Here is a 21250-nt window from a genome sequence, read left to right as displayed (position 1 = left end):
GCCGTATTTTGCAGTCGCGGCATTCTCTATGACGTTTACGTGACGCAAACAATACGTGGTTGTGGGTAGATGGCCCTGCAGGAGAAAAGGTGCCCGGCGTGGCCGATGGAGCAGCTGACCTAGTCGCCGGCATTTGTTTGAACAAAAACTGCACTCTCATTGTCACGCAAAAAGAGGCAGGTCACTGACCAGGATGTTTGCCAATACGCCATGCGGAGTTTGCCGACGGTCGGCTTGTGCTGGAAGGTTCTAGCTGTGCAAAAACGGTTTGGGCAGGTCCTGAAGCGCGCGCGCGCCGAGCTGGCCCATGTTGGCCTTCAAGTCTTCGGACAGAATGTGGGTCAGATGATCGATCCCGTCGGGTCCAAGGGCGGCCAGTGCATAGTGCCAACCTCGGCCCAGCATGACGAAATCCGCACCGGATGCCATGGCCCGAAGTATGTCCAATCCACCCTCGATCCCGCTGTCGAAGATGATGGGCAGGCGTGTCGCGCGTCGGACCGCTGGAAGCACTTCGATTGTGGCGGGGGCGGCATCGAATTGCCGACCGGCATGGTTCGAGACCCAGATGGCATCGACGCCAAGCCCTTCGAGCTGTTCGGCATCGGTGCCCCGCATCACACCCTTGACCACGAAAGGCCCATCCCAGGCATCCCGCAGCCATGACACGTAGTCCCAGTCTGGCGACGTGCGCAGCAGGTATCCGACATGGGCCGTGACGGGCAGGTTCTTGGTTGCTGCAGTGGCGTAGGCATCCAGCATCCGCATATGCGGCATGCCCTTGCGCGCCATCGCCATGGCCCATGTGGGCCGCATGGCAACCTGTGCCATCAACCGCGGGGTCAGGCGGGGTGGGTTGGTAATGCCGGATCGTGTTTGCCGTTCGCGTCGGGATGCCACGGGCACATCGACGGTCAGCACCAATGTCTTGAACCCGGCGGCCCGGGCGCGGTCCAGCATGTCCTTGCGAATGCCTTCGTCACGTGGCGGGTACATCTGGAACCAGGCGTCCTTGCCCAGAACAGGGGCAATATCTTCTGGTGACGCAGCGGCGACCGTGGACAGGGTGTAGGGAATGCTCAGACGTGCAGCCCCTTGGGCAAGATGGCGCTCAGCATCGGGCCACATCAGGCCCGACATGCCGACGGGGGCGATGCCAAAGGGCAGGGCGCGCTGCTGCCCCAACAGGTTCGTTGATAGGTCTGCCTCGAATTCGCCATGTAGGATGGATGGAAGCAGCCCAACACGGTCAAGCGCTTTGCGATTGCGGCGGCGTGTGGCCTCGTCGCCCGTGCCGCTGTCCAGATACTCCCAAACGAATTTCGGGATTCGCTGTTGTGCGCGGGTGCGCAGGTCGCTGAGGGCGGGATAGCGGCTGTTCAGATCCATGCGCGCGACTATGGACATGGGGGTGCGGCGCTGCAAGCCGTTGAATTCACGTATGCTCTGCCTGTTGGAGACTCCGAACTGCGGTTTTGAAAGCGGTTAAGAGCGATGGAACATCGCGTGAACATCGGTCTTTTCCTTTGAGTGCGGGCGCGATACATTGCGGCATGAGCAGTTTTGATGATCTTGACGCCTTTGAAGGGGCCTCTCTGTCCGCACGCGCCATGGCCAAGCCGCAGTTGGGGCCTTATCTTGATGGTCTGAACGTGGCCCAGTTAGAGGCAGTCCAGACTTTGGATGGCCCTCTTCTCATGCTGGCTGGCGCTGGCACCGGAAAAACGCGTGCGTTAATGGCTAGACTAACGCATTTGGTCGCCACCGGTCGCGCCAGAACAAACGAAATTTTAGCAGTTACTTTCACTAACAAAGCTGCAGCGCAGATGCAGCAGCGGCTTGGTGAAATGCCTTATCATTTAAAAGATCCAGTACGATGGATGGGCACGTTCCACTCGATTTCTGCTAGACTGCTGCGCCGCCATGCCGAGCTTGCGGGGCTCAAATCGAATTTCACCATTCTGGACACAGACGATCAGATCCGCCTTTTGAAGCAGCTGGTTCAGGCCGCCAATATCGATGACAAACGTTGGCCTGCGCGCCAGTTGGCCAGCATCATCGACGGGTGGAAAAACCGCGCTCTGACACCTGACAAAGTGCCCGCGGCGGATGCGGGGGCCTACAATCACAAGGGCGTTGATCTTTATGCCCAGTATCAGCGCCGTCTGGTCGAGCTGAATGCCTGCGACTTCGGCGACCTGCTTTTGCATATGGTCACCATCTTTCAGGCCCACCCGGATATTCTGCAACAATATCAACGCTGGTTCGCGTTTATTCTTGTGGACGAGTACCAGGATACCAACGTTGCCCAGTACCTGTGGCTGCGGCTGTTGGCGCAGGGGCACAAGAACATCTGCTGTGTCGGTGATGATGATCAGTCGATCTATGGTTGGCGTGGGGCCGAAGTGGGCAACATCCTGCGGTTTGAAAAGGATTTTTCCGGCGCGCATGTGGTGCGGCTGGAACAGAACTATCGCTCGACTCCGCATATCCTAGCGGCGGCGTCCGGTGTCATTGATGGCAACGAAAACCGTCTGGGCAAGACGCTGTGGACCGACAAGGATGAGGGCGAGAAAGTGCGCCTGATCGGTCACTGGGACGGCGAGGAAGAAGCACGCTGGATCGGGGAAGAGATCGAGGCGGCGCAAAAGGGCACACGAGGTGTGCGTCCTATGTCATTGGAAGACATGGCCATTCTGGTCCGCGCCTCACATCAGATGCGCGCGTTTGAAGATCGGTTCCTGACCATCGGTTTGCCCTATCGCGTCATCGGTGGCCCGCGCTTTTATGAGCGGATGGAGATCCGGGATGCGATGGCCTATTTCCGGGTTGTCGTGTCGCCCGATGATGATCTGGCCTTTGAGCGGATCGTGAACACGCCCAAACGCGGCTTGGGGGACAAGGCGCAGCAGACCATTCAGATCACGGCGCGGGCCAATGGTGTGCCGTTGGTTGAAGGGGCGCGGTTGGCCGTTGAACAGGGGTTGATCAAGGGCAAGGGCGGCAAGGAATTGGGCGCGCTTGTGGATGGGATCGCCCGCTGGAATTCCAAGCTGCGGGGACCGCGCATTGAAGTGGCGCAGGACGATTCCGTGATTGACGAGGGCGTGGCGCCGCTGCGTGTCGAATACGGCCCACCGCCGGTGAGCCATATCGAGTTGGCCGAGATCATTCTGGACGAAAGCGGCTACACTGCCCATTGGCAGAATGACAAGACACCCGAAGCGCCCGGCCGATTGGAGAACTTGAAGGAGCTGGTGAAAGCCCTTGAATCCTTTGAGAATTTGCAAGGCTTTCTTGAGCACGTTTCGCTGGTCATGGACAACGCCAGCGAGGATGCCGAGGCGAAGGTGTCGATCATGACCCTGCACGCCGCCAAGGGTTTGGAATTCCCGCAAGTGTTCCTACCGGGGTGGGAAGACGGGCTGTTTCCGTCGCAACGGTCGATGGATGAAAGTGGGATCAAGGGCCTCGAAGAAGAACGCCGCCTGGCCTATGTCGGGATCACCCGTGCGGAAGAGGTTTGCACCATATCCTTTGCGGCCAACCGGAGGGTGTTTGGTCAGTGGCAATCATCCATGCCATCGCGCTTTGTCGACGAACTGCCCGAGGATCATGTGGATGTGCTGACACCACCGGGCCTATATGGGGGTGGCTTTGGCGCTGCGGCCCCAAATATGGGGGCCGAGTCGCGGTTGCACCAAGCGGCGGCGGAGGCGAATGTCTACAACTCGCCCGGCTGGAAGCGGTTGCAGGCGCGGGCCGGTGAGCGGCCCATGAGCCAACCCAAGGAGAGCCGGAACACGGTCATTGATCTGAACGCGGTGTCGGCTTTCACCATGGGGGAGCGGGTGTTTCACCAGAAGTTCGGTTACGGCGTCATCATCGGGATCGAGGGTGACAAGCTGGAAGTGGAGTTCGAGAAGGCGGGCACGAAGAAGGTTGTTTCGCGCTTTATATCCGGCACGGATGACATTCCGTTTTAGAGGCGTGGGGCAGAGCGGTTAACGCGCCGTGCGGTCCTTTCGATCTGGTAAACTGCGCGTTTTTCGCTGGAAACTGCACATTTTGATCCCTGTAAAACCCGGTGTTTTGGTGGCGTTTTTGCCAAACTGCACATTTTGGGGCCGAAACTGCGTGTTTTGCTTGGCCGGACCGCGTTAACGATCCGGTCATTCTTGCCCGTTGTTTACGTTTGCGCGGAGGGCTTAACGGTTTTGAAAGCTTTGCCGTCGGGCGGCTCTGTTTGCCGGCGCAAAGGCGCCCGCCCACCGACCCGGTTCGCGATCAGGTTTGGCAGCTTGTCCGGGTTGCGCATTGTGTACATCCAGCAGATCTGGCCCTGGCTGTTCAATGCCACAGTGAACAGTGTTTCAGCCCGACCGTTTTCGGTCATCAGCAGCGCGGGGTGGCCATTTGCGGTGACCGGTGTGGGCACGAGGACACCGGCATGTTTCAGCGTGACCGCGTGCGAGACCAGAACAATATCATCCGGGCCGATGAGCGGGCGGCGGGCCGCGCGGGCCTTGGCCCCGCCATCCGAGATCGCGATGGCGTCTTCGGCCAGATATGATTTGGCTGCGTCGAGATCATTGCTGACGATGGCGGCGAGAAAGCCGCTGATCTGCGCGGCCCGCTTGCCCGCCGGTTGTGTCAGGTCCGGGGAGGATTGTGCGACGCGACGGTGAGCGCGGCTGACCAGTTGGCGGCAGGCGGCTTCGGATTTGCCCAGTGTCTGGGCAATGTCAGCATAGGATGCATCAAACGCCTCGCGCAGGACAAATGCGGCGCGTTCGCTGGTGGGCAGCGTGTCCATCATCCAGAGCAGCGCCAGTTCACAGTCCTGCGCCTGGGCAAAGCTGTCTTCGGCGGTGTTTTCATCCACGATTAATGGCTCGGGAAGCCATGGCCCCACATAGGATTCGCGCCGGGTCTTGGCCCGCCGCAGGCTGTCGATGGCCACCCGTGTTGCGGCTGTGCGCAACCATGCGGCGGGCGTTCGAATGGCTGTATGATCCGCTGCCGCCCATTTGAACCACGTGTCCTGAACCGCGTCTTCGGCGGCGGCACGTTCGCCGAGCATGCGGTAGCACAGGGCCGTGAGCATCGGCCGCTGTGCTTCGAATTGGTCGGTCCACGTCATGCAGCAACCGGGTGGGTGAGCGTGATGGACGTGCCGTTCACATCCAGCCGTTGGCACAGTTTGCCGTGACCCATGCCGCGCTTGAGTACGGGGTAGGCGCGGGTGAACGCAGCGGCAAAGGACGCTGTAACAACGGCGCGCGGGCCATGCGCCGTTTCGATCCGGGCGCGCAGCGCGTCAAGGGTGTCGTCGCCCCGGATCGCGGCCCAGGCAAACTGGTAGCCGAGGCCGAAGTCACCTGCCGCATCGGGCGCGCCGTTCAGGCTTGCCTGGATGTCTGCCGCACGTGCGCCATAGGCCAGGGCCATATCGACGGTTAGTTGCGCGCAGGGTCCACAATCGCCCTCGACAGCGGAGCCGACCATGGCCCCCATCCGAACATGATGTGCGGATTTGGGGCCAGCATAGGCGCTGACCTTTTGAAACAGGGTCAGGCGCAGACCTGCGCGCGGGTCGGTGTCGATCAAGTCGTGCATGTACTGTGTATTGTAGTTGAACTGCTTGCCAAAGCGGCGGGCGCCGGAATGAAGAAATGCGCGGATCATGAGGTTTGCTCCTTGGGTTGCATTGAGAAAGCGATTGCAAGGCTTGTCCAGACCGGAAGCTGGATGCCCAACAGGTTGACGAGGGTGATCATGTCAAAGGCAAAGTCGCGGTTGGCCCATATCGCGAGGTGATAGAGGGCGTGCAGCGCGGGCCAGCCCAGCCCGACAATCAGGACATCGCGTGACCGTGTGCGTGCGGCGTGCAGGATGGCGAGCCCACTGACGCCAAACACCAATGCAATGTCGCGGATGAAATGAAGGTTGAACGGCCCCATGGCTGCAGCACCGGGGGTGTTGGCGTACCAGAACTGCGGCTGCGTCCACATCAGGACGCCCGAGGCCAAATAATAGATCCCTACGATCCAGAGAACACGCACCATGCGACTGTATCCTTGCCGTTGTCATGATGATGACGTGGCAGGTCGGGCGTGTGTGACATCTCAGAACGAGTTTCTTGAATGTGGAAACAAAAAAAGCGGCGGTCCCCAGGGAGGAGGGGGCCGCCGCCTTCGTCATGCCATCCGGTCAGGGAGGAGGAGGACCGGTTTGACAATCTCTGCACCGTTTTTGGTGCGGTATTCGTGCGACGACATTCGGGAGGAGGTGAATGCCGCCGCTCTTGCAACATCGCGTCGGTCAGGGAGGAGGAAGACCGAAAGTGCGATGTATTGCGGTGTTAAAGTGCGGCGACGCCAGGGAGGAGGAAGGCGCCGCCGCCAATTTCAGATGCCCCAGGGAGGAGGAGGGGGCGATCTGATCCGTGTATTCCTTGTTTAGGCTGCGAGGTCGTTCGCAGATTCCCAAGCCACGCGCTTCAGTTCCGACCGGTGCAGGCCCAAATCGGCCAGTTCGCGGTTGGACAGTGCGTTCAGCTCGGTGAACGTGGTGCGGAAGATGCGCTGTTTAGCGCGACGCTCTGCAGCAGCTTCAAACACGCGGGCAACCGTGCCGAGGGTACGTTCGACCAGGTCGCTGCGACGTGCTACATCATTGTAATAGGCCATGTTCTTTGCCTCATGCTCGTTTCGTTGACCTGAATATAAGCCAATGCTGCGGGTGCACAATACACACCAATTCAATGCTGCTATGCAGCAATTGCATGGGGTTGAGGTCCAAAGCCTAGGCAATGTGCACAAGGATGCGGCGTTTGCTTCGGGGCGGTTTGCAAGCTCTTGTAAGACGCGAAATTTATGCCATTTCTTTCACCATAAAGCGGGGAAATCGAGCATGGCTGTCACGAAGCAAATTGTTATGGACGCGCTGACGCGCGTGGGAATGCCGGACGGTGGTGATCTGATCAGCCGGGATTTGATTCGCGCGGTGCAGGTGCAGGGCAATGCCGTGCAGTTTGTGATCGAGGCACCCACCCCGGAGCTGGCGGCGCAAATGGAACCGGTGCGTGCCGCCGCCGAGGCGGCGGTGCGGTCGTTGGAGGCCGTGGGTGATGTGCGCGTTGCATTGACGGCACATGGACCTGCGAAAAAGCCTGCGGCCCCGCCAAGCCTGAAAATCGGCGGACATCCAAAGCCACAGGACGGACCCACCAAGCCCACAGGTGTCAAACGCATCCTTGCCATCGGATCCGGCAAGGGCGGTGTCGGTAAATCCACCGTGTCGTCGAACCTGGCCGTGGCGCTTGCCAAGCAGGGACGCAAGGTCGGGCTGCTGGATGCAGATATATATGGTCCGTCTCAGCCCCGGATGATGGGGGTAAACAAGCGCCCGGCCTCGCCCGATGGCAAAACCATCATTCCATTGCATGCCCATGGCGTAACGCTGATGTCCATCGGGTTCATGATGGAAGAAGGCAAGGCCGTGGTTTGGCGTGGCCCCATGCTGATGGGCGCGCTGCAACAGATGCTGGGGCAGGTTGAATGGGGTGAGTTGGACATTTTACTTGTCGACCTACCGCCAGGCACTGGCGACGTACAGCTGACCTTGTGCACCAAGTCCGAACTGTCCGGGGCCATTGTTGTCAGCACACCGCAGGATGTCGCATTGATTGACGCCCGCAAGGCGCTGGACATGTTCGCCACGCTCAAGACACCTGTTTTGGGGCTGATCGAGAACATGTCGATGTTTGTGTGTCCGGACTGCGGGTCAGAGCATCAGATTTTCGGCCAGGGCGGTGTGACCGCCGAGGCGGAGAAGATGGGTATTCCGCTTTTGGGCGCATTGCCCATTGATCTTGAGACCCGTCTGGCCGGGGACGGGGGCACGCCCGTGGCCGTGGGGGATGGGCCGATGGCCCAAGCCTACGCCCGTATTGCCGATGGATTGATCAAGGGTGGGATGGCCTGAGCCGGGTGGCTCAGACCTCGCGCCCTTCGACGGCAATGCCATATAGAGTTGTCAGGATGCTTGCGCTGACCAGCGCGAACAGAACCGAGGTGATCACGCTGACAACGCCAAGGATGTAGGGCGCAGGCAGGACGCTGATCACGAGGTTCAGGACAAAGTCCACAACGCCCAGAATGATGGTCAGACCGATAATGGCACCTGACAAGGGGCGGGATGCGGCCCAGCTTTCAGTCAGCTTCATGTCTTTGCCGATCGTGCAGGCCGGCAGGATCAGGCTGAGCCGCAACAACACCCAGCCGAGAATGGCAAACAGTGGGATCGCAACCAGATTTGTGAGAATGTCATTGCCCGTCGACGCAATGATGCCCAAAGGCACAAAGAGCGGGATGGCAGCGATGCCAACAATGATGCCCAACAGAAGGCTGCGCCCGAAATAGCCCAGCACGATACCCGCGCCCGGCGTGAAGCCACCGTCGCGCTGCCCCTCGGGCAGAAGCACATAGCGGTGCCAGGCGGCGACCATCATGATGTAGCCAACAGCCATAACAAGGATTGCCACAACTGCAGCGCCTGCGTTGCCAAATGCATCAGGGTTGAACGCGTCTGTTTCGGTCGCAAGCATCATCGAGCCGAACATGTTTGGTGCCAGGGTCAGGAACAGGACAACCGACAGCGCGACAAGGCTGACGCCCACATAGGTGGCACGCAGCGTGGCGCCGAGATCATGGAAGACCATTGTGAAGGCGTGTGTGAAGATGCGAACGGCGTTGGACATGTCTGCTCCTGTGTCGGATACCCGCTGCGTGTTGCCGTGTTGCGCGAGGGTGCGCAAGGGATTTCATGGGTGGCGGAAGAATATGGCGCCACGATCATGGGAATTCATGGTCAAACGGTATCAAACTTGATCTGATTCGAATCAATTCTGTGTTTATTGCTTGCATTGCGTGAGAACAAAATAAAAACATCCGCAGGTGTTGCGGTTATGGTGAAATTTTTTTGGGAATTTATGGGTTATGCCGCATCAGGTGGGTGAGGTCTACATGTTGTGCCTGATTTCCAGTGAGCAACATGATAGGCGGTATTTTGATCGGTTTTAGGCTTAAATATGGGATTTTAGGCGTACATATAGATGCGCAGCTATCCTCAAGGGGCGCAAAAAACCATTGCTTCCCATGTTTTCCCACGTCATACCTAATGACATCAGATGAGAACGAGCACGGGGCAACAAACGACCCCAAGCAAAAAACAAAACTCTAGCAGGTTTCATACAGGCACCTCGCTTTCATCAGACCAGAGATCCGGCGCGCGAGCGAGCAGACATCCCCCCAGGTGGCGCGCGCAGCTGGACATCCCGCGAGACGGGACGAGGGCGGCGGGTTGATCAGTGGCAGCAGATCAACCCGCCGTTTCCATTTCTCGCCCCCGAAGGGTGGCGGGAAACACAAGCCCCGGCAAGAGGGCGCAGGTGACTGGGGAACGAATTTGAAGCGCTGGGGCGCGGAAACGAAATAGGGACGGGCCAAACAGTGGCACGCAGGTTCAGAGGCGAAAGCGACCACAAGGTGGACGCAAAGGGGCGGGTGTCTATCCCGGCCTCGTTTCGTCGTGTGATCGAAGCCTGCGACCCCGACTGGACTGACGGCCTGCCACCCCGTGTGATCATCGTCTATGGTGGCGCGACCCGCGGTTACCTTGAAGGCTTCACGATTGAAGCCATGGACGAGGTGGACGCCAAGATTTCCAAATTCCCACGAGGGTCCGCCAAGCGGAAGGCGATGGAGCGGCTGTACAGCGCGCAGGCCATCGAAACCGTCGTGGATGACACGGGCCGCATCGTGCTGCCCGCCAAGCTGCGCGAGAAAATCGGTCTTGATGGCATGGCGCGCTTTATATCGTCGGGCGATACGTTCGAGATCTGGCAGCCCGACGCCTATGACGAGAGTATAGCGGCGCTGGACGATGATGGGTTCGATCCGGACCTGGACCCGTCAGCCTACCTTGACGGGGACATGGACTAGGAATGGCTGGGGGGCCACATATTCCGGTTCTGATCGACGCGATCCTGCAGCACTGTGCGCCGATTGAAGGCACATGGCTTGATGGCACCTTTGGCGCCGGCGGCTACACCCGTGCCTTGCTTGAGGCAGGTGCGGATCGGGTGATCGCCGTTGATCGCGACCCGCTTGCATTCGAGATGGCCGCTGGTTGGGCGGATGCCTATGGCGACCGTATCACCATGCAACCCGGTGTGTTTTCCAAGCTGGATCAGTATGGCGCGGGTTTGGACGGTGTTGTGCTGGACCTTGGTGTGAGTTCAATGCAGCTGGATCAGGCTGAGCGCGGCTTTTCCTTCATGAAAGACGGGCCTCTGGACATGCGCATGTCGCAGGATGGGCCATCCGCTGCGGATATCGTGAACGAAGCCGATGAAGGCGTGCTGGCTGATATTCTGTTTCAGTATGGAGAAGAGCGGGCGAGCCGCCGAATTGCGCGGGCGATCATCACGGCGCGTCCAATCGCCACGACAATGGCGCTGGTGGGCGTGATCGAGAAATGCTTGCCGCGTCCCAAGCCCGGTCAATCGCATCCCGCCACACGCAGCTTTCAGGCGCTGCGCATTGCGGTGAACAATGAATATGATGAGCTGTATCAGGGACTTATGGCCGCAGAGCGGGCATTGAAGCCCGGCGGCAAGCTGGCTGTTGTGACCTTCCATTCGGTCGAGGACCGGATGGTCAAACGTTTCATGACGGCGCGGGGTGGGCGGCAAGCCAACCCCAATCGTTACGCGCCCGAGGTCGAGGCCGCACCGGCCCAATTCGAATTGAAGACCCGCAAGGCCATCGGGCCCGACAGGGATGAGCTGGACATGAACCCGCGCAGCCGGTCGGCCAAGCTGCGGGTTGCGGTGCGCACCGATGCGCCCGCCGGAGAGATTGACGCGAAGAGTATTGGTATGCCGCAGGTCAGGGGGGCCATCTGATGCGCACGGTTTTGTATATTTTGACCACATTGGCTGTGATTGGCCTGGCTTTCTGGGCCTATCGCGAGAATTACGCGACGCAAGAGGTGCTGTCCAAGACGGACAGGTTGCATCGCGACATTCGCATGGCGCATTCGCGGCTGGCCGTTCTCAAGGCCGAATGGGCCTATCTGAACCGTCCGGACCGGTTGCGTGATCTGGCCGACATCAACTTTGATCGGCTTGGCCTGATGCCCTTCCGCCCTGACCAGTTTGGTCACGTGGATGAGGTTGCGTATCCTGCGCCCCCGCTGCTGGTCATCGACAATGCGGTCGAAGTGTTCGGTGAATTGCCCGAAGATGGAGAGCAGCCATGACCCGCACGCCCCTGCGCCCATTGGCCCGCATTCTGCCTGCTCGGGCCGCCGGTGAAAGCACCGAGGCAATCGAACGCGAAAACCTGCGTGCCCGTCACGAGGAAATGCGCGACCGGTCGCGTCAGCGCGCCGAAGGGCGTTTGCTGGTTTTGGGGCTGTTCTTTTTCTGCGCCTTTATAACGGTCGCCGTGCGCATGGGTGTGCTGGCGACGTCCGAACCGGTTGAACCGCGTGCGAGCGCCCAAGGGGCGGCCATTTCAGCGGCCCGTGCGGACATCGTGGACCGGAACGGGCGTTTGCTGGCCACGAATTTTGAGACCCATGCGCTGTATGCCCAGCCGCCGCAAATGGTGGACCCCGTGGCATCTGCCAAGGGATTGGCCGCGATCTTCCCCGATCTGAAGGAAGAGGAGCTGCTGAAGGACTTCACCGGCAAGCGCAAGTTCCTTTGGATTCGTAAGAAAATCAGCCCCGAACAGATGCAGGCCGTGCATGAGATCGGCGATCCCGGGCTGCTGTTTGGTCCGCGTGACATGCGGCTTTATCCCAACGGAACGCTTGCCGCCCATGTTCTGGGCGGGGCGAGTTTCGGCAAGGAAGGTGTGAGTGCGGCAGAGGTGATCGGCGTTGCCGGTGTCGAAAAGCAATTCGACGACTATCTGCGCGACCCCGCCAATGGGCAGAAGCCGCTGGAATTGGCGCTGGACCTGACGGTGCAGGCGGCGGCGGAACGTGTGCTTTATGGCGGCATGAGGCTGATGAATGCCAAGGGCGCGTCATCGGTTCTGATGGATGTGCACACCGGTGAGGTCATCTCGGTCGTGTCGTTGCCGCATTTCGACCCCAACAATCGCCCGCGACCGGCCACGACAGGTGATCAGAGCGACAGCCCGCTTTTTAACCGGTCGGTGCAGGGGGTGTATGAGCTGGGGTCGGCGTTCAAGATTTTTACGGCCGCACAAGCCGTGGATCTGGGTATTGTATCACCATCGACTATTATCAACACTGCGGGTCCCATGCGAGTGGGTGGCTTCCGCATCGGGGAGTTCCGCAACAAGAATTACGGCAAGCTGAGCGTCGCCGACATCGTCGTGAAGTCGTCGAACCGCGGCACGGGCCGCCTGGTGTTGCAGATCGGCAAGGAGCGGCAACAGGAGTTCCTGAAGAAGATGGGCTTTTTCGAGCCCACGGATTTCGAGATCGTGGAGGCGCGCACCGGCAAGCCGCTGCTGCCGAAACGCTGGACCGACCTGAGCGCTGTGACGGTGAGCTATGGTCATGGTCTGTCGTCTTCGCCCATGCACCTTGCGGCAGGCTATGCGGCCATTGCCAATGGTGGCCGCATGGTCAAGCCCACGATCCTCAAGCAGGATGGCCCCCGTTTCGGCGAACGAGTGATGAGCGAGGGCACCGCCCGCGCTGCGCGTGCAATGCTGCGTAAGGTGGTAACAGATGGTACGGCCAGCATGGCCGAAGTGCCGGGATATGCCGTGGGTGGCAAGACGGGCACCGCCGACAAGCCCAAGCCGCGCGGTGGGTACTACGACGACAAGGTGATCGCGACCTTTGCCACGATGTTCCCTGCGCATGATCCCAAATACGTGCTGGTCGTGACGTTGGATGAGCCGGTGGAGACGAGCGGAGACAAACCGCGCCGCAGCGCCGGGTGGACGGCGGTGCCTGTCGCCGCCGAGATGATTGGCCGGATCGCGCCGCTTCTGGGCCTGCGCCCAAGCGTTGAACCTGTCACTCTCGCTGATATAACGCTGACCAGCAGCAACTGAGGTGCATTTCGCATCCGAACCATAGGGCCAGCAATATGGGCGCGCAGGCACGATCACTTTCATCGCTGGGCCTGACCGCCCGGGGTGGGGCCAATCCCGATATCACCGGCATTGCCGTGGACAGCCGCGAGGTGAAGGACGGGTTCCTGTTCGCTGCCATGCCGGGCAGTCGCGTGCATGGGGCGGAGTTCATTCAATACGCGGTGCGCATGGGCGCGGCGGCGGTTCTGACCGATGCCGAAGGGGCCGCGCTGGCCGCTGACTGGCTGGAGGGTGTCGCGGTTGTCGTCACCGATGCCCCGCGCGAGGTGCTGAGCCGAACCGCCGCCCTGTGGTTTGGTGGTCAGCCCGATGTGATGGTCGCCGTCACCGGGACCAACGGCAAGACATCCGTATCGACCTTTGTGCGCCAGATCTGGATCGAGATGGGGTTGGCCGCCGTGAACCTTGGCACAACGGGTGTTGAGGGGGCGTGGACCGCTCCGCTTGCTCACACCACGCCAGAGCCGATCACGCTGCACCGCACCTTGGCAGAAGCGAAGGCCAATGGGATCACCCATGCGGCGATGGAAGCCTCATCTCACGGCCTTGATCAGCGCAGGCTGGATGGCGTGACGCTGAAAGCAGCTGGGTTCACGAACTTTACCCAGGATCACCTGGACTACCATCACACGTTCGAAGCGTATTTTGATGCCAAGGCCGGCCTGTTTGCGCGCGTGCTGCCTGAGGATGGCGTGGCTGCGATCAACATGGATGATGCGCGTGGCGTGGACATGGCCGCCATTGCACGCGCACGCGGTCAAAAGGTGTTGGCCGTTGGCCGCGACGGCGGTGACCTTTGCCTGACAGCACAGCGTTTCGACGCCACGGGGCAGGATGTGCGATTTGAATACGGGGGCAGGGCCTATACCGCGCGCTTGCCCCTGATAGGGGGCTTTCAAGCTGACAATGTGATGCTGGCCTGCGGGTTGGTGATTGCCTGTGGCGCCGAACCTGCCAAGGTCTTTGAGACATTGCCGCATTTGGGAACTGTCCGGGGGCGTATGCAGCTGGCCGCAACACGCGAGAATGGTGCTGCCGTTTTCGTGGACTACTCTCACACGCCCGATGCGGTTGAGACGGCGCTCAAGGCGATGCGCCCCCATGTCATGGGCCGCCTGATCGCCGTTGTTGGCGCGGGCGGTGATCGGGATGCAGGCAAGCGCCCATTGATGGGGCAGGCCGCGGCCGAGAATGCGGATATCGTTTTTGTCACTGACGACAACCCGCGCAGCGAGGATCCCGCGTTGATCCGTACCGCCGTTATGGAAGGGTGTCCGGACGCGACTGAAGTTGGCGACCGGGCCGAGGCGATCTTGCGCGCGGTTGACGCGCTTGGCCCCGGTGACGCGCTTTTGATTGCGGGCAAGGGGCACGAGACGGGCCAGGTGGTTGGCGATGATGTGTTGCCCTTTGACGATGTGGAACAGGCCAGCGTGGCAGTGGCTGCCTTGGAAGGACGATTGACATGACGCTTTGGACCTCAGCCGAGGCTGTTGCCGCAACGGGCGGTCGGGCCACGACGGATTGGACGGCCACGGGTGTCTCGATCGATACGCGGACCTTGCAGCCCGGTGATATGTTTGTGGCGCTCAAGGCAGCGCGGGACGGGCATGATTTTGTCGCTCAGGCGCTTGAGAAAGGGGCCGCGGCGGCCCTTGTGACCCATGTTCCGGACGGTGTGGCCGATGATGCACCCTTGCTGATCGTCGAGGATGTTCTGCAGGGGTTGGAGGCGCTGGGTGTTGCGGCGCGTGCACGCACGGAGGCCCGTGTGGTCGCTATTACCGGATCGGTTGGCAAAACCTCGACCAAGGAAATGCTGCGCGCGATCCTGTCCGATCAGGGGCGCACGCATGCCTCTGTCGCCAGTTACAACAATCACTGGGGGGTGCCGCTGACCTTGGCGCGGATGCCCAAGGACACGGAATATGCCGTGATCGAGATCGGGATGAACCACCCCGGAGAGATCGCGCCCTTGGCCAAGATGGCTCGCCCGCATGTCGCGATGATCACCACCGTGGCGGCGGCGCATCTGGAAGCCTTTGAGAATATCGAAGGCATCGCGGTTGAAAAGGCATCAATCATCGACGGGTTGGAATATGGTGGCGCAGCGGTTCTGAACAACGATTGTTCAACAGCGGCCATCCTGCAGGCCAAGGCGCATGATGCCAAGCGTCGTGACATTGGCTTTGGCGGACACGGCTTTGATTTCAAATTGAAATCTGTGGATTTGCAACGCGATACAACCGTGGTGCAGGCCGAGGCACATGATGTCCCGCTGCTGTTCAAGATCGGCGCGGTGGGCAGACACTATGCCATGAACGGTTTGGGTGCGTTGGCCGCAGCCGAGGCGTTGGGTGCGGATCTGGCGCTTGCCGCGCAGTCGCTGGGCCGGTGGTCGCCGTACCAAGGGCGTGGTGCGAGAGAGGTTGTCGTGCTGGATCCGGTTGAAACGCATATGACGCTTGAACTGATCGATGACAGCTACAACGCCAATCCGACGTCGATGGGCGCGGCACTTGAGGTATTGGCGGCAGCTGAAGTGACCCATGACATCGGGCGCGTCAGCAAGGGGCGGCGGATCGCCTTTGTCGGTGACATGAAGGAACTGGGCGATGAAGGCCCCGCGATGCATGCCGAGATTGCCGAATTGCAGTCGCTGTCAGCCATTGACGTAATCCATTGCGTTGGCCCGTTGATGAAGCACCTGCACCAGGCGTTGCCTGCGGACAAACAGGGGCAGTGGACCGAAACGTCAGATGAGATGGCAGGACAGGTGCGGCGTCGGCTGGACAGCGGGGACGTGGTGCTGGTCAAGGGCTCGCTCAGCATGAAACTGGCGCTGGTCGTTGACGCGATCCGCAAAATGGGCCATCCGATGGTTAAGGGCGAAGACCCACAAAATAATGCGTAGGGACAGGCAGGCATGCTCTATTGGTTGACGGCACTTTCGGATGGCGGGGACTTTTTCAACCTGTTCCGCTATATCACTTTTCGGGCCGGGGGCGCGTTTCTGACGGCTCTGGTCTTTGGATTTCTGTTTGGCCGTCCGCTGATTGCGGTGTTGCGGCGCAAGCAGGGCAAGGGCCAGCCGATCCGCGATGACGGTCCCGAGGGGCACTTTTCGAAGGCCGGGACGCCAACGATGGGCGGGCTGTTGATTGTTGGCGCGCTGGCGACCTCAACGCTGTTATGGGCGCGCTGGGACAACCCGTTCATGTGGATCGTGCTGGGGGTTACGCTTGCCTTCGCCCTGATCGGTTTTGCCGATGATTATGCCAAGGTGTCCAAGCAAACCACGGCAGGTGTGCCCGGTAAGATACGGCTTTTGCTTGGGTTTCTGATTGCTGGCATTGCTGCCTATTTTGCCACGATCAGTCATCCGGACGATCTACAGAACCAATTGGCTGTGCCTGTGCTCAAGGATGCGCTGATCAATCTGGGCATACTGTTCATTCCGTTTGCCATCATCGTCATCGTCGGTGCTGCCAATGCCGTGAACCTGACGGACGGGCTGGATGGGCTGGCCATCATGCCGGTGATGATCGCGGGTGGGACGCTGGGTATCATTGCGTACGCCGTTGGGCGGGTTGATTTCACCGAGTATCTGGATGTGCACTATGTGCCCGGCACGGGCGAGCTTTTGATCTTTACCTCCGCTCTTTTTGGCGGGGGGCTTGGGTTCTTGTGGTACAATGCGCCGCCTGCGGCCGTTTTCATGGGCGACACCGGGTCTTTGGCACTGGGTGGTGCTTTGGGCGCGATCGCCGTGGCAACGAAACACGAATTGGTTCTGGCCATCGTAGGTGGCCTGTTCGTCGTCGAAGCGCTGAGTGTCATCATCCAGGTCCTCTACTTCAAACGGACCGGCAAGCGGGTGTTCCTTATGGCCCCGATCCATCACCATTATGAGAAAAAGGGATGGGCCGAGCCGCAGATCGTGATCCGGTTCTGGATCATCTCCCTGATCCTTGCGATGATCGGTCTTGCCACGTTGAAGGTGCGGTAGTGCCGCGTGCGCTGATCACCGGCGGCAACCGAGGGATCGGATATGCCATGGCGCAGGGCCTGCTGGCGCGGGGATGCGACGTTGTGATCGGGGCAAGAGATGCGCAGGCCGGGGCAAAGGCCGCGACCGAATTGGGCTGCGATTGGGTGCATCTTGATCTTGAAGACACCGCCAGTTTTGCGCCGGCCATTGAGGCTGCTGGTGGTGTAGACATCCTGATCAACAATGCAGGTATTCTGATCGAGGACAGCATGGTGCGCCATCCCGAAGGTCTGCGGCGGTCTATGCAGGTGATGTTCCATGCACCGTTCGAGCTGATCCTGCTATGCCTGCCGCATATGGAGCAGGCTGGGCAGGGGCGGATCATCAATGTGAGCTCGGGCTGGGGTGCTTATGACGAAGGCATGGAAGGCCCCGGCGGATACGGTGTGGCCAAAGCCGCGCTGAATGCACTGAGTTTTGCACTGCCGCGCGATCTGCCGCCGGGAGTGACCGTCAACGCGATGTGCCCCGGTTGGGTGCATACGCGCATGGGAGGGGCTGCTGCACCGGGGACGCCTGAGCAGGGCGCCGATACAGGCATCTGGCTTGCCTTGGACGCGCCTGCTGATGTTACCGGGAAGTTCTTTCGCAACCGTCAGGAAAAGGCGTGGTGATGATCCTTCTTCTGGCTGAAAATACCTCGGGGGAGGCCGCAGGCCGGGGGCAGAGCCCCCAAGGAGCACCGCAATGATCCCGGTGCAGGGTCTGAACGGTGCGCGTGTGGCGGTTCTTGGGCTTGGACGCTCCGGCCTTGTTGCGGCGCGCGCGCTGAAGGCGGGTGGGGCGACACCGATCTGCTGGGACGACAATCCGGACGCCCGCGCCAAGGCTGAAACCGAAGGGTTTGCGTGCCTCGACCTCAAGAAAGGCGGTGCTTTTGACAATGTTGCGCGCCTGATCGTAAGCCCCGGCATTCCGCATCTTTATCCGTCGCCAAACCCGGTGATTGCGGCGGCTTGGGCGGCCGGTGTGCCGGTCGACAATGACATTGGTCTGTTCTTCCAATCCTTTGCCACATACGAGTGGAACCGCTTTGACACCGTGCCGCGTGTGATTGCGGTAACCGGATCCAACGGCAAATCGACGACCTGTGCCCTGATCCATCATGTCATGGAAGTCGCGGGCCGTCCCAGCCAGCTTGCGGGCAATATCGGTCGTGGTGTGTTGGACATCGACCCGCCCCATGACGGAGAGATCGTGGTGCTGGAGCTGTCGAGCTACCAAACCGATCTGGCGCGCAGCCTGACACCGGACGTGGCCGTGTTCACCAACCTGTCGCCCGATCATCTGGACCGGCATGCGGGTATGGGTGGATATTTTGCCGCCAAGCGCCGGCTCTTTGCCGAAGGTGGCCCGGACAGGGCCGTCATTGGCGTTGACGAGCACGAAGGGCGATCCCTTGCAGGGCAGCTCAGCGAGGGGCCAAGCGATGATCGCGTGATCCGCGTGTCTGCTGCCGAAAAGCTGACCGGACCCGGATGGCAGGTCTTTGCCAAGAAGGGGTTTCTGGCCGAGTATCGCAAAGGACGGCAGGTGGCGTCGATTGATTTGCGCGACGTTGCAGGCTTGCCCGGTGCACATAATCATCAGAACGCCTGTGCGGCCTATGCCGCCGCGCGCGCCGTTGGTGTGGCCCCTAAGGTGATCGAGCAGGCGTTCCACAGTTTTGCAGGCTTGCCGCATCGCAGCCAGACCATCGCCGAAGCCGACGGTGTCAGGTATGTGAACGACAGCAAGGCCACAAATGTGGACAGCGCAGCCAAGGCGCTTGCGGCGTTCAAGAACATCCGTTGGATTTGCGGTGGGTTGCAGAAGAAGGGCGGGCTTGACCCGCTCAATGATGCGGCATCCGGTGTGCGCAAAGCCTATGTTATCGGACGCGAAGCGGCACAGTTCGCAATGCAACTGAATGTCGAGGCGCAAGTGTGCGGCAGCATGTCGGCTGCTGTTGCGGCTGCCATGGAGGATGCAGAGGCCGGGGACGTGGTCTTGCTGGCCCCGGCGGCGGCCAGTTTCGATCAGTACGACAGCTTTGAACGCCGCGGCGAGGACTTCGTCGCCGAAGTCACGAAACGACTGTAATCCAAAGGCGCGCCTGCGGCGCATTCCATTTTGATTTTGGGTGCGCCTTGCGGCTTCTTTCGGGCTTGGATTAATTCTCGATGGCGCGTGCGGCTGCCATGGCCGATGACCAGGCCCATTGGAAATTGTACCCGCCCAACCAGCCGGTGACATCCAATGCTTCACCGATGAAGAACAGACCGGGGGTGGTTTGTGACTCCATGGTCTTGGAGCTGATCTGGTCGGTGTCGATCCCACCCCGCGTCACTTCCGCTGTGCGGTAGCCCTCTGTGCCGCCCGGCGTCAAAAGCCAGTTTTGCAGGTCGTGGGTCAGTGCCTTGATCCGCGCGTCCGACATGTCACCCAGACGCCCCGACATATCCATTTGAGTGCTGAGATGGTCGACAAGCCGTGCGGGCAGGTGGCGTGCCAGTTCGGTTGTGAGTGCTTTTTTTCCGTCTGTTTGCCGTTTGTCGCGGAGAATTGTGGTCAGGTCCGTGTCGGGTGCCAGATGCACGGTGATGTCCTGACCCGAATGCCAGTAGCTGGACGCTTGCAGAATGGCCGGACCGGACAGACCGCGATGGGTGAACAGCATGGCTTCTTCAAAGCTGGTGCCATTTGCCGTGACCCGCGCGGGGCATGCGACGCCGGAAATGTCGGCAAAGCGGCGGTCGGGGAAGGTGAAGGGGACAAGGGCAGGTTCGGTTTCGGTCACCCGGTGTCCGAACTGGCGTGCGATATCATAGGCAAAGCCGGTGGCCCCCATCTTGGGGATGGATTTGCCGCCCGTCGCCATCACGATGTGCCGGGCCTTGATGTTTTGCCCGTCATGCAAGGTTGCGACAAAGCCGTCGTCGTCCTTGGCCAGTCTGGTGACCGACGTTTGCAGGTGCAGTTCAGCACCGGCCTGCTGCAGCAGACCGCGCAGCATGGCGATGATGTCCTTGGCCGAGGTGTCGCAGAACAGCTGGCCCAGTGTCTTTTCGTGCCACGAGATGCCGTGCCGGTCGATCAGGTCGATAAAGTCCCATTGCGTGTAGCGGGCCAGCGCGGACTTGGCGAAATGCGGGTTCTGGCCGATGAACGCATGTGCGTCGCAATAGAGGTTTGTGAAGTTGCAGCGTCCGCCGCCCGAGATGCGGATCTTTTCGCCGGGGGCCTTGGCGTGATCGATCAACAGCACACGCCCCCCTGCATGTGCTGCGCACATCATGCCCGCAGCTCCGGCCCCTATGACAAGCGTGTCGTATTCCATGACGTCCCCGTGCAGCATCGCACATAAAGGGTCAAGCTCTTGGGGTTGTGTGGGCCTTTGCATTTCCTAGGTCGAGAAGAATGTTGCAAAAAGAAAAGGATATGCAGAATGACAGCTTTGGCCGCAGGGAGTGCTTTCCCCAAACTTGATGTCGCCAGATTGGGTGGCAGTACGTTGTCCCTTGGAACGCCGAGGGACGGGCACGACTGGCAGTTGGTTGTTGTTTATCGCGGTTTGCATTGTCCGCTTTGCAAGAAATACCTCGCCCAATTGCAAGAGCTTGAGAGTGATTTCAACGCCTTGGGTGTGGATGTCGTGACTGTATCCGGTGATCCGGAGAACAAAGCACAAGCGATGGTCGATGAGAAGGAATTGAGCCTGGCCATGGGCTATGGGCTGAGCGTGACGCAGATGGACACGCTGGGCGTCTACATATCTGATCCGCGCAGCCCGCAGGAAACCGATCAGCCGTTTCCCGAGCCGGGCCTGTTTGTTGTGAACGGTGATGGCGCCATCCAGATGGTCGATGTTTCGAACGCCCCGTTCTTGCGCCCCGATCTGCAAAGCGTGCTGAACGGTGTCAAATTCGTGCGTTCGAATGACTACCCGATCCGCGGGACACACAAGGCGGCATAACCCCGCTGGCGGGCCAGTAAACAAAGGCTGGCCCGCGTGATCATTTGCCGCTATGGTATCGCGCAGCATCTTGGATCAACCAAGGGCGTG

General features: G+C 60.3%; 19 protein-coding genes. 12 read left to right on the top strand and 7 right to left on the bottom strand.

Annotation, left to right across the window (positions count from 1 at the left end; all coding sequences use genetic code 11):
• Positions 1-249: 249 nt before the first annotated feature.
• Positions 250-1389 (bottom strand): alpha-hydroxy acid oxidase, encoded by a 1140-nt coding sequence (locus tag AC53L6_RS11575; RefSeq protein ID WP_496907942.1) that lies wholly within the window; start codon positions 1387-1389, stop codon positions 250-252.
• Positions 1390-1553: 164 nt separating this feature from the next.
• Here AC53L6_RS11575 and AC53L6_RS11570 point away from each other — a divergent pair, with 164 nt between their 5' ends.
• Positions 1554-3986, top strand: a complete 2433-nt coding sequence (locus AC53L6_RS11570; protein ID WP_496907941.1) for an ATP-dependent helicase — start codon at positions 1554-1556, stop codon at positions 3984-3986.
• Between the two features lie 203 nt (positions 3987-4189).
• Here AC53L6_RS11570 and sigJ read toward each other — a convergent pair whose 3' ends face one another.
• The 4 genes from sigJ to AC53L6_RS11550 all read right to left on the bottom strand — a co-directional run bounded on the left by sigJ (position 4190) and on the right by AC53L6_RS11550 (position 6692).
• A complete protein-coding gene (gene sigJ / locus AC53L6_RS11565) occupies positions 4190-5143 on the bottom strand; it encodes an RNA polymerase sigma factor SigJ (protein WP_496907940.1) in 954 nt (317 codons plus the stop codon).
• A complete protein-coding gene (locus AC53L6_RS11560; protein WP_496907939.1) occupies positions 5140-5688 on the bottom strand; it encodes a hypothetical protein in 549 nt (182 codons plus the stop codon). The genes sigJ and AC53L6_RS11560 overlap by 4 nt, the downstream gene beginning before the upstream one ends.
• The gene (locus AC53L6_RS11555) at positions 5685-6068 is read right to left on the bottom strand and encodes a hypothetical protein (RefSeq protein ID WP_299200836.1); all 384 of its coding nucleotides are present in this window, start codon (positions 6066-6068) and stop codon (positions 5685-5687) included. The genes AC53L6_RS11560 and AC53L6_RS11555 overlap by 4 nt, the downstream gene beginning before the upstream one ends.
• A gap of 393 nt (positions 6069-6461) precedes the next feature.
• The gene (locus tag AC53L6_RS11550; protein WP_299200833.1) at positions 6462-6692 is read right to left on the bottom strand and encodes a DUF1127 domain-containing protein; all 231 of its coding nucleotides are present in this window, start codon (positions 6690-6692) and stop codon (positions 6462-6464) included.
• A gap of 223 nt (positions 6693-6915) precedes the next feature.
• Here AC53L6_RS11550 and AC53L6_RS11545 point away from each other — a divergent pair, with 223 nt between their 5' ends.
• Entirely contained in the window at positions 6916-7989 is a 1074-nt protein-coding gene (locus tag AC53L6_RS11545; protein WP_299200830.1) for an Mrp/NBP35 family ATP-binding protein, read from the top strand.
• A 10-nt stretch (positions 7990-7999) separates the two neighbouring features.
• On the opposite strand, the gene AC53L6_RS11540 is transcribed toward AC53L6_RS11545, so the two are convergent.
• Positions 8000-8764, bottom strand: coding sequence for a hypothetical protein (locus AC53L6_RS11540; protein WP_496907938.1), 765 nt, complete (start codon positions 8762-8764; stop codon positions 8000-8002).
• Positions 8765-9515: 751 nt separating this feature from the next.
• Between AC53L6_RS11540 and mraZ the strand changes: the two genes are divergently transcribed.
• The 9 genes from mraZ to murD all read left to right on the top strand — a co-directional run bounded on the left by mraZ (position 9516) and on the right by murD (position 19287).
• Positions 9516-10007, top strand: coding sequence for a division/cell wall cluster transcriptional repressor MraZ (gene mraZ, locus AC53L6_RS11535; protein WP_299200824.1), 492 nt, complete (start codon positions 9516-9518; stop codon positions 10005-10007).
• 2 nt (positions 10008-10009) lie between these two features.
• Complete coding sequence (gene rsmH, locus AC53L6_RS11530; RefSeq protein ID WP_496907937.1) at positions 10010-10972, top strand: 16S rRNA (cytosine(1402)-N(4))-methyltransferase RsmH; 963 nt, start codon at positions 10010-10012, stop codon at positions 10970-10972.
• The gene (gene ftsL / locus AC53L6_RS11525; RefSeq protein ID WP_299597761.1) at positions 10972-11328 is read left to right on the top strand and encodes a cell division protein FtsL; all 357 of its coding nucleotides are present in this window, start codon (positions 10972-10974) and stop codon (positions 11326-11328) included. The genes rsmH and ftsL overlap by 1 nt, the downstream gene beginning before the upstream one ends.
• Complete coding sequence (locus tag AC53L6_RS11520; RefSeq protein ID WP_496907936.1) at positions 11325-13112, top strand: peptidoglycan D,D-transpeptidase FtsI family protein; 1788 nt, start codon at positions 11325-11327, stop codon at positions 13110-13112. Before ftsL ends, AC53L6_RS11520 begins: the two co-directional genes overlap by 4 nt.
• Positions 13113-13147: 35 nt before the next feature.
• Positions 13148-14623 (top strand): UDP-N-acetylmuramoyl-L-alanyl-D-glutamate--2,6-diaminopimelate ligase, encoded by a 1476-nt coding sequence (locus AC53L6_RS11515; RefSeq protein WP_496907935.1) that lies wholly within the window; start codon positions 13148-13150, stop codon positions 14621-14623.
• On the top strand, positions 14620-16068 hold the full coding sequence (locus AC53L6_RS11510) for a UDP-N-acetylmuramoyl-tripeptide--D-alanyl-D-alanine ligase (RefSeq protein WP_496907934.1): 1449 nt from the start codon (positions 14620-14622) through the stop codon (positions 16066-16068). The genes AC53L6_RS11515 and AC53L6_RS11510 overlap by 4 nt, the downstream gene beginning before the upstream one ends.
• Before the next feature lie 12 nt (positions 16069-16080).
• Entirely contained in the window at positions 16081-17163 is a 1083-nt protein-coding gene (mraY, locus tag AC53L6_RS11505) for a phospho-N-acetylmuramoyl-pentapeptide-transferase (protein ID WP_299768786.1), read from the top strand.
• Complete coding sequence (locus AC53L6_RS11500; protein WP_496907933.1) at positions 17163-17819, top strand: SDR family NAD(P)-dependent oxidoreductase; 657 nt, start codon at positions 17163-17165, stop codon at positions 17817-17819. The genes mraY and AC53L6_RS11500 overlap by 1 nt, the downstream gene beginning before the upstream one ends.
• Before the next feature lie 73 nt (positions 17820-17892).
• Positions 17893-19287, top strand: a complete 1395-nt coding sequence (murD, locus tag AC53L6_RS11495; protein WP_496907932.1) for a UDP-N-acetylmuramoyl-L-alanine--D-glutamate ligase — start codon at positions 17893-17895, stop codon at positions 19285-19287.
• 70 nt (positions 19288-19357) lie between these two features.
• Here murD and AC53L6_RS11490 read toward each other — a convergent pair whose 3' ends face one another.
• Positions 19358-20524 (bottom strand): BaiN/RdsA family NAD(P)/FAD-dependent oxidoreductase, encoded by a 1167-nt coding sequence (locus tag AC53L6_RS11490; RefSeq protein ID WP_496908079.1) that lies wholly within the window; start codon positions 20522-20524, stop codon positions 19358-19360.
• Positions 20525-20632: 108 nt separating this feature from the next.
• On the opposite strand from AC53L6_RS11490, the gene AC53L6_RS11485 reads away from it, so the two are divergent.
• The gene (locus AC53L6_RS11485) at positions 20633-21160 is read left to right on the top strand and encodes a redoxin domain-containing protein (protein WP_496907931.1); all 528 of its coding nucleotides are present in this window, start codon (positions 20633-20635) and stop codon (positions 21158-21160) included.
• Positions 21161-21250 lie beyond the last annotated feature (90 nt).

The sequence above is a fragment of the Tateyamaria sp. LSS28 genome (assembly GCF_059611725.1).
Note: the sequence above shows the minus strand (reverse complement) of the source record. Positions and strands in the feature narration are given on the sequence as shown.

What these genes read in the sequence shown, in the direction of transcription:
- AC53L6_RS11575 (WP_496907942.1), bottom strand. Translation starts at nt 1,389, where the DNA reads ATGGATCTGAACAGCCGCTATCCCGCCCTCAGCGACCTGCGCACCCGC.
- AC53L6_RS11570 (WP_496907941.1), top strand. Translation starts at nt 1,554, where the DNA reads ATGAGCAGTTTTGATGATCTTGACGCCTTTGAAGGGGCCTCTCTGTCC.
- sigJ (WP_496907940.1), bottom strand. Translation starts at nt 5,143, where the DNA reads ATGACGTGGACCGACCAATTCGAAGCACAGCGGCCGATGCTCACGGCC.
- AC53L6_RS11560 (WP_496907939.1), bottom strand. Translation starts at nt 5,688, where the DNA reads ATGATCCGCGCATTTCTTCATTCCGGCGCCCGCCGCTTTGGCAAGCAG.
- AC53L6_RS11555 (WP_299200836.1), bottom strand. Translation starts at nt 6,068, where the DNA reads ATGGTGCGTGTTCTCTGGATCGTAGGGATCTATTATTTGGCCTCGGGC.
- AC53L6_RS11550 (WP_299200833.1), bottom strand. Translation starts at nt 6,692, where the DNA reads ATGGCCTATTACAATGATGTAGCACGTCGCAGCGACCTGGTCGAACGT.
- AC53L6_RS11545 (WP_299200830.1), top strand. Translation starts at nt 6,916, where the DNA reads ATGGCTGTCACGAAGCAAATTGTTATGGACGCGCTGACGCGCGTGGGA.
- AC53L6_RS11540 (WP_496907938.1), bottom strand. Translation starts at nt 8,764, where the DNA reads ATGTCCAACGCCGTTCGCATCTTCACACACGCCTTCACAATGGTCTTC.
- rsmH (WP_496907937.1), top strand. Translation starts at nt 10,010, where the DNA reads ATGGCTGGGGGGCCACATATTCCGGTTCTGATCGACGCGATCCTGCAG.
- ftsL (WP_299597761.1), top strand. Translation starts at nt 10,972, where the DNA reads ATGCGCACGGTTTTGTATATTTTGACCACATTGGCTGTGATTGGCCTG.
- AC53L6_RS11520 (WP_496907936.1), top strand. Translation starts at nt 11,325, where the DNA reads ATGACCCGCACGCCCCTGCGCCCATTGGCCCGCATTCTGCCTGCTCGG.
- AC53L6_RS11515 (WP_496907935.1), top strand. Translation starts at nt 13,148, where the DNA reads ATGGGCGCGCAGGCACGATCACTTTCATCGCTGGGCCTGACCGCCCGG.
- AC53L6_RS11510 (WP_496907934.1), top strand. Translation starts at nt 14,620, where the DNA reads ATGACGCTTTGGACCTCAGCCGAGGCTGTTGCCGCAACGGGCGGTCGG.
- mraY (WP_299768786.1), top strand. Translation starts at nt 16,081, where the DNA reads ATGCTCTATTGGTTGACGGCACTTTCGGATGGCGGGGACTTTTTCAAC.
- murD (WP_496907932.1), top strand. Translation starts at nt 17,893, where the DNA reads ATGATCCCGGTGCAGGGTCTGAACGGTGCGCGTGTGGCGGTTCTTGGG.
- AC53L6_RS11490 (WP_496908079.1), bottom strand. Translation starts at nt 20,524, where the DNA reads ATGGAATACGACACGCTTGTCATAGGGGCCGGAGCTGCGGGCATGATG.
- AC53L6_RS11485 (WP_496907931.1), top strand. Translation starts at nt 20,633, where the DNA reads ATGACAGCTTTGGCCGCAGGGAGTGCTTTCCCCAAACTTGATGTCGCC.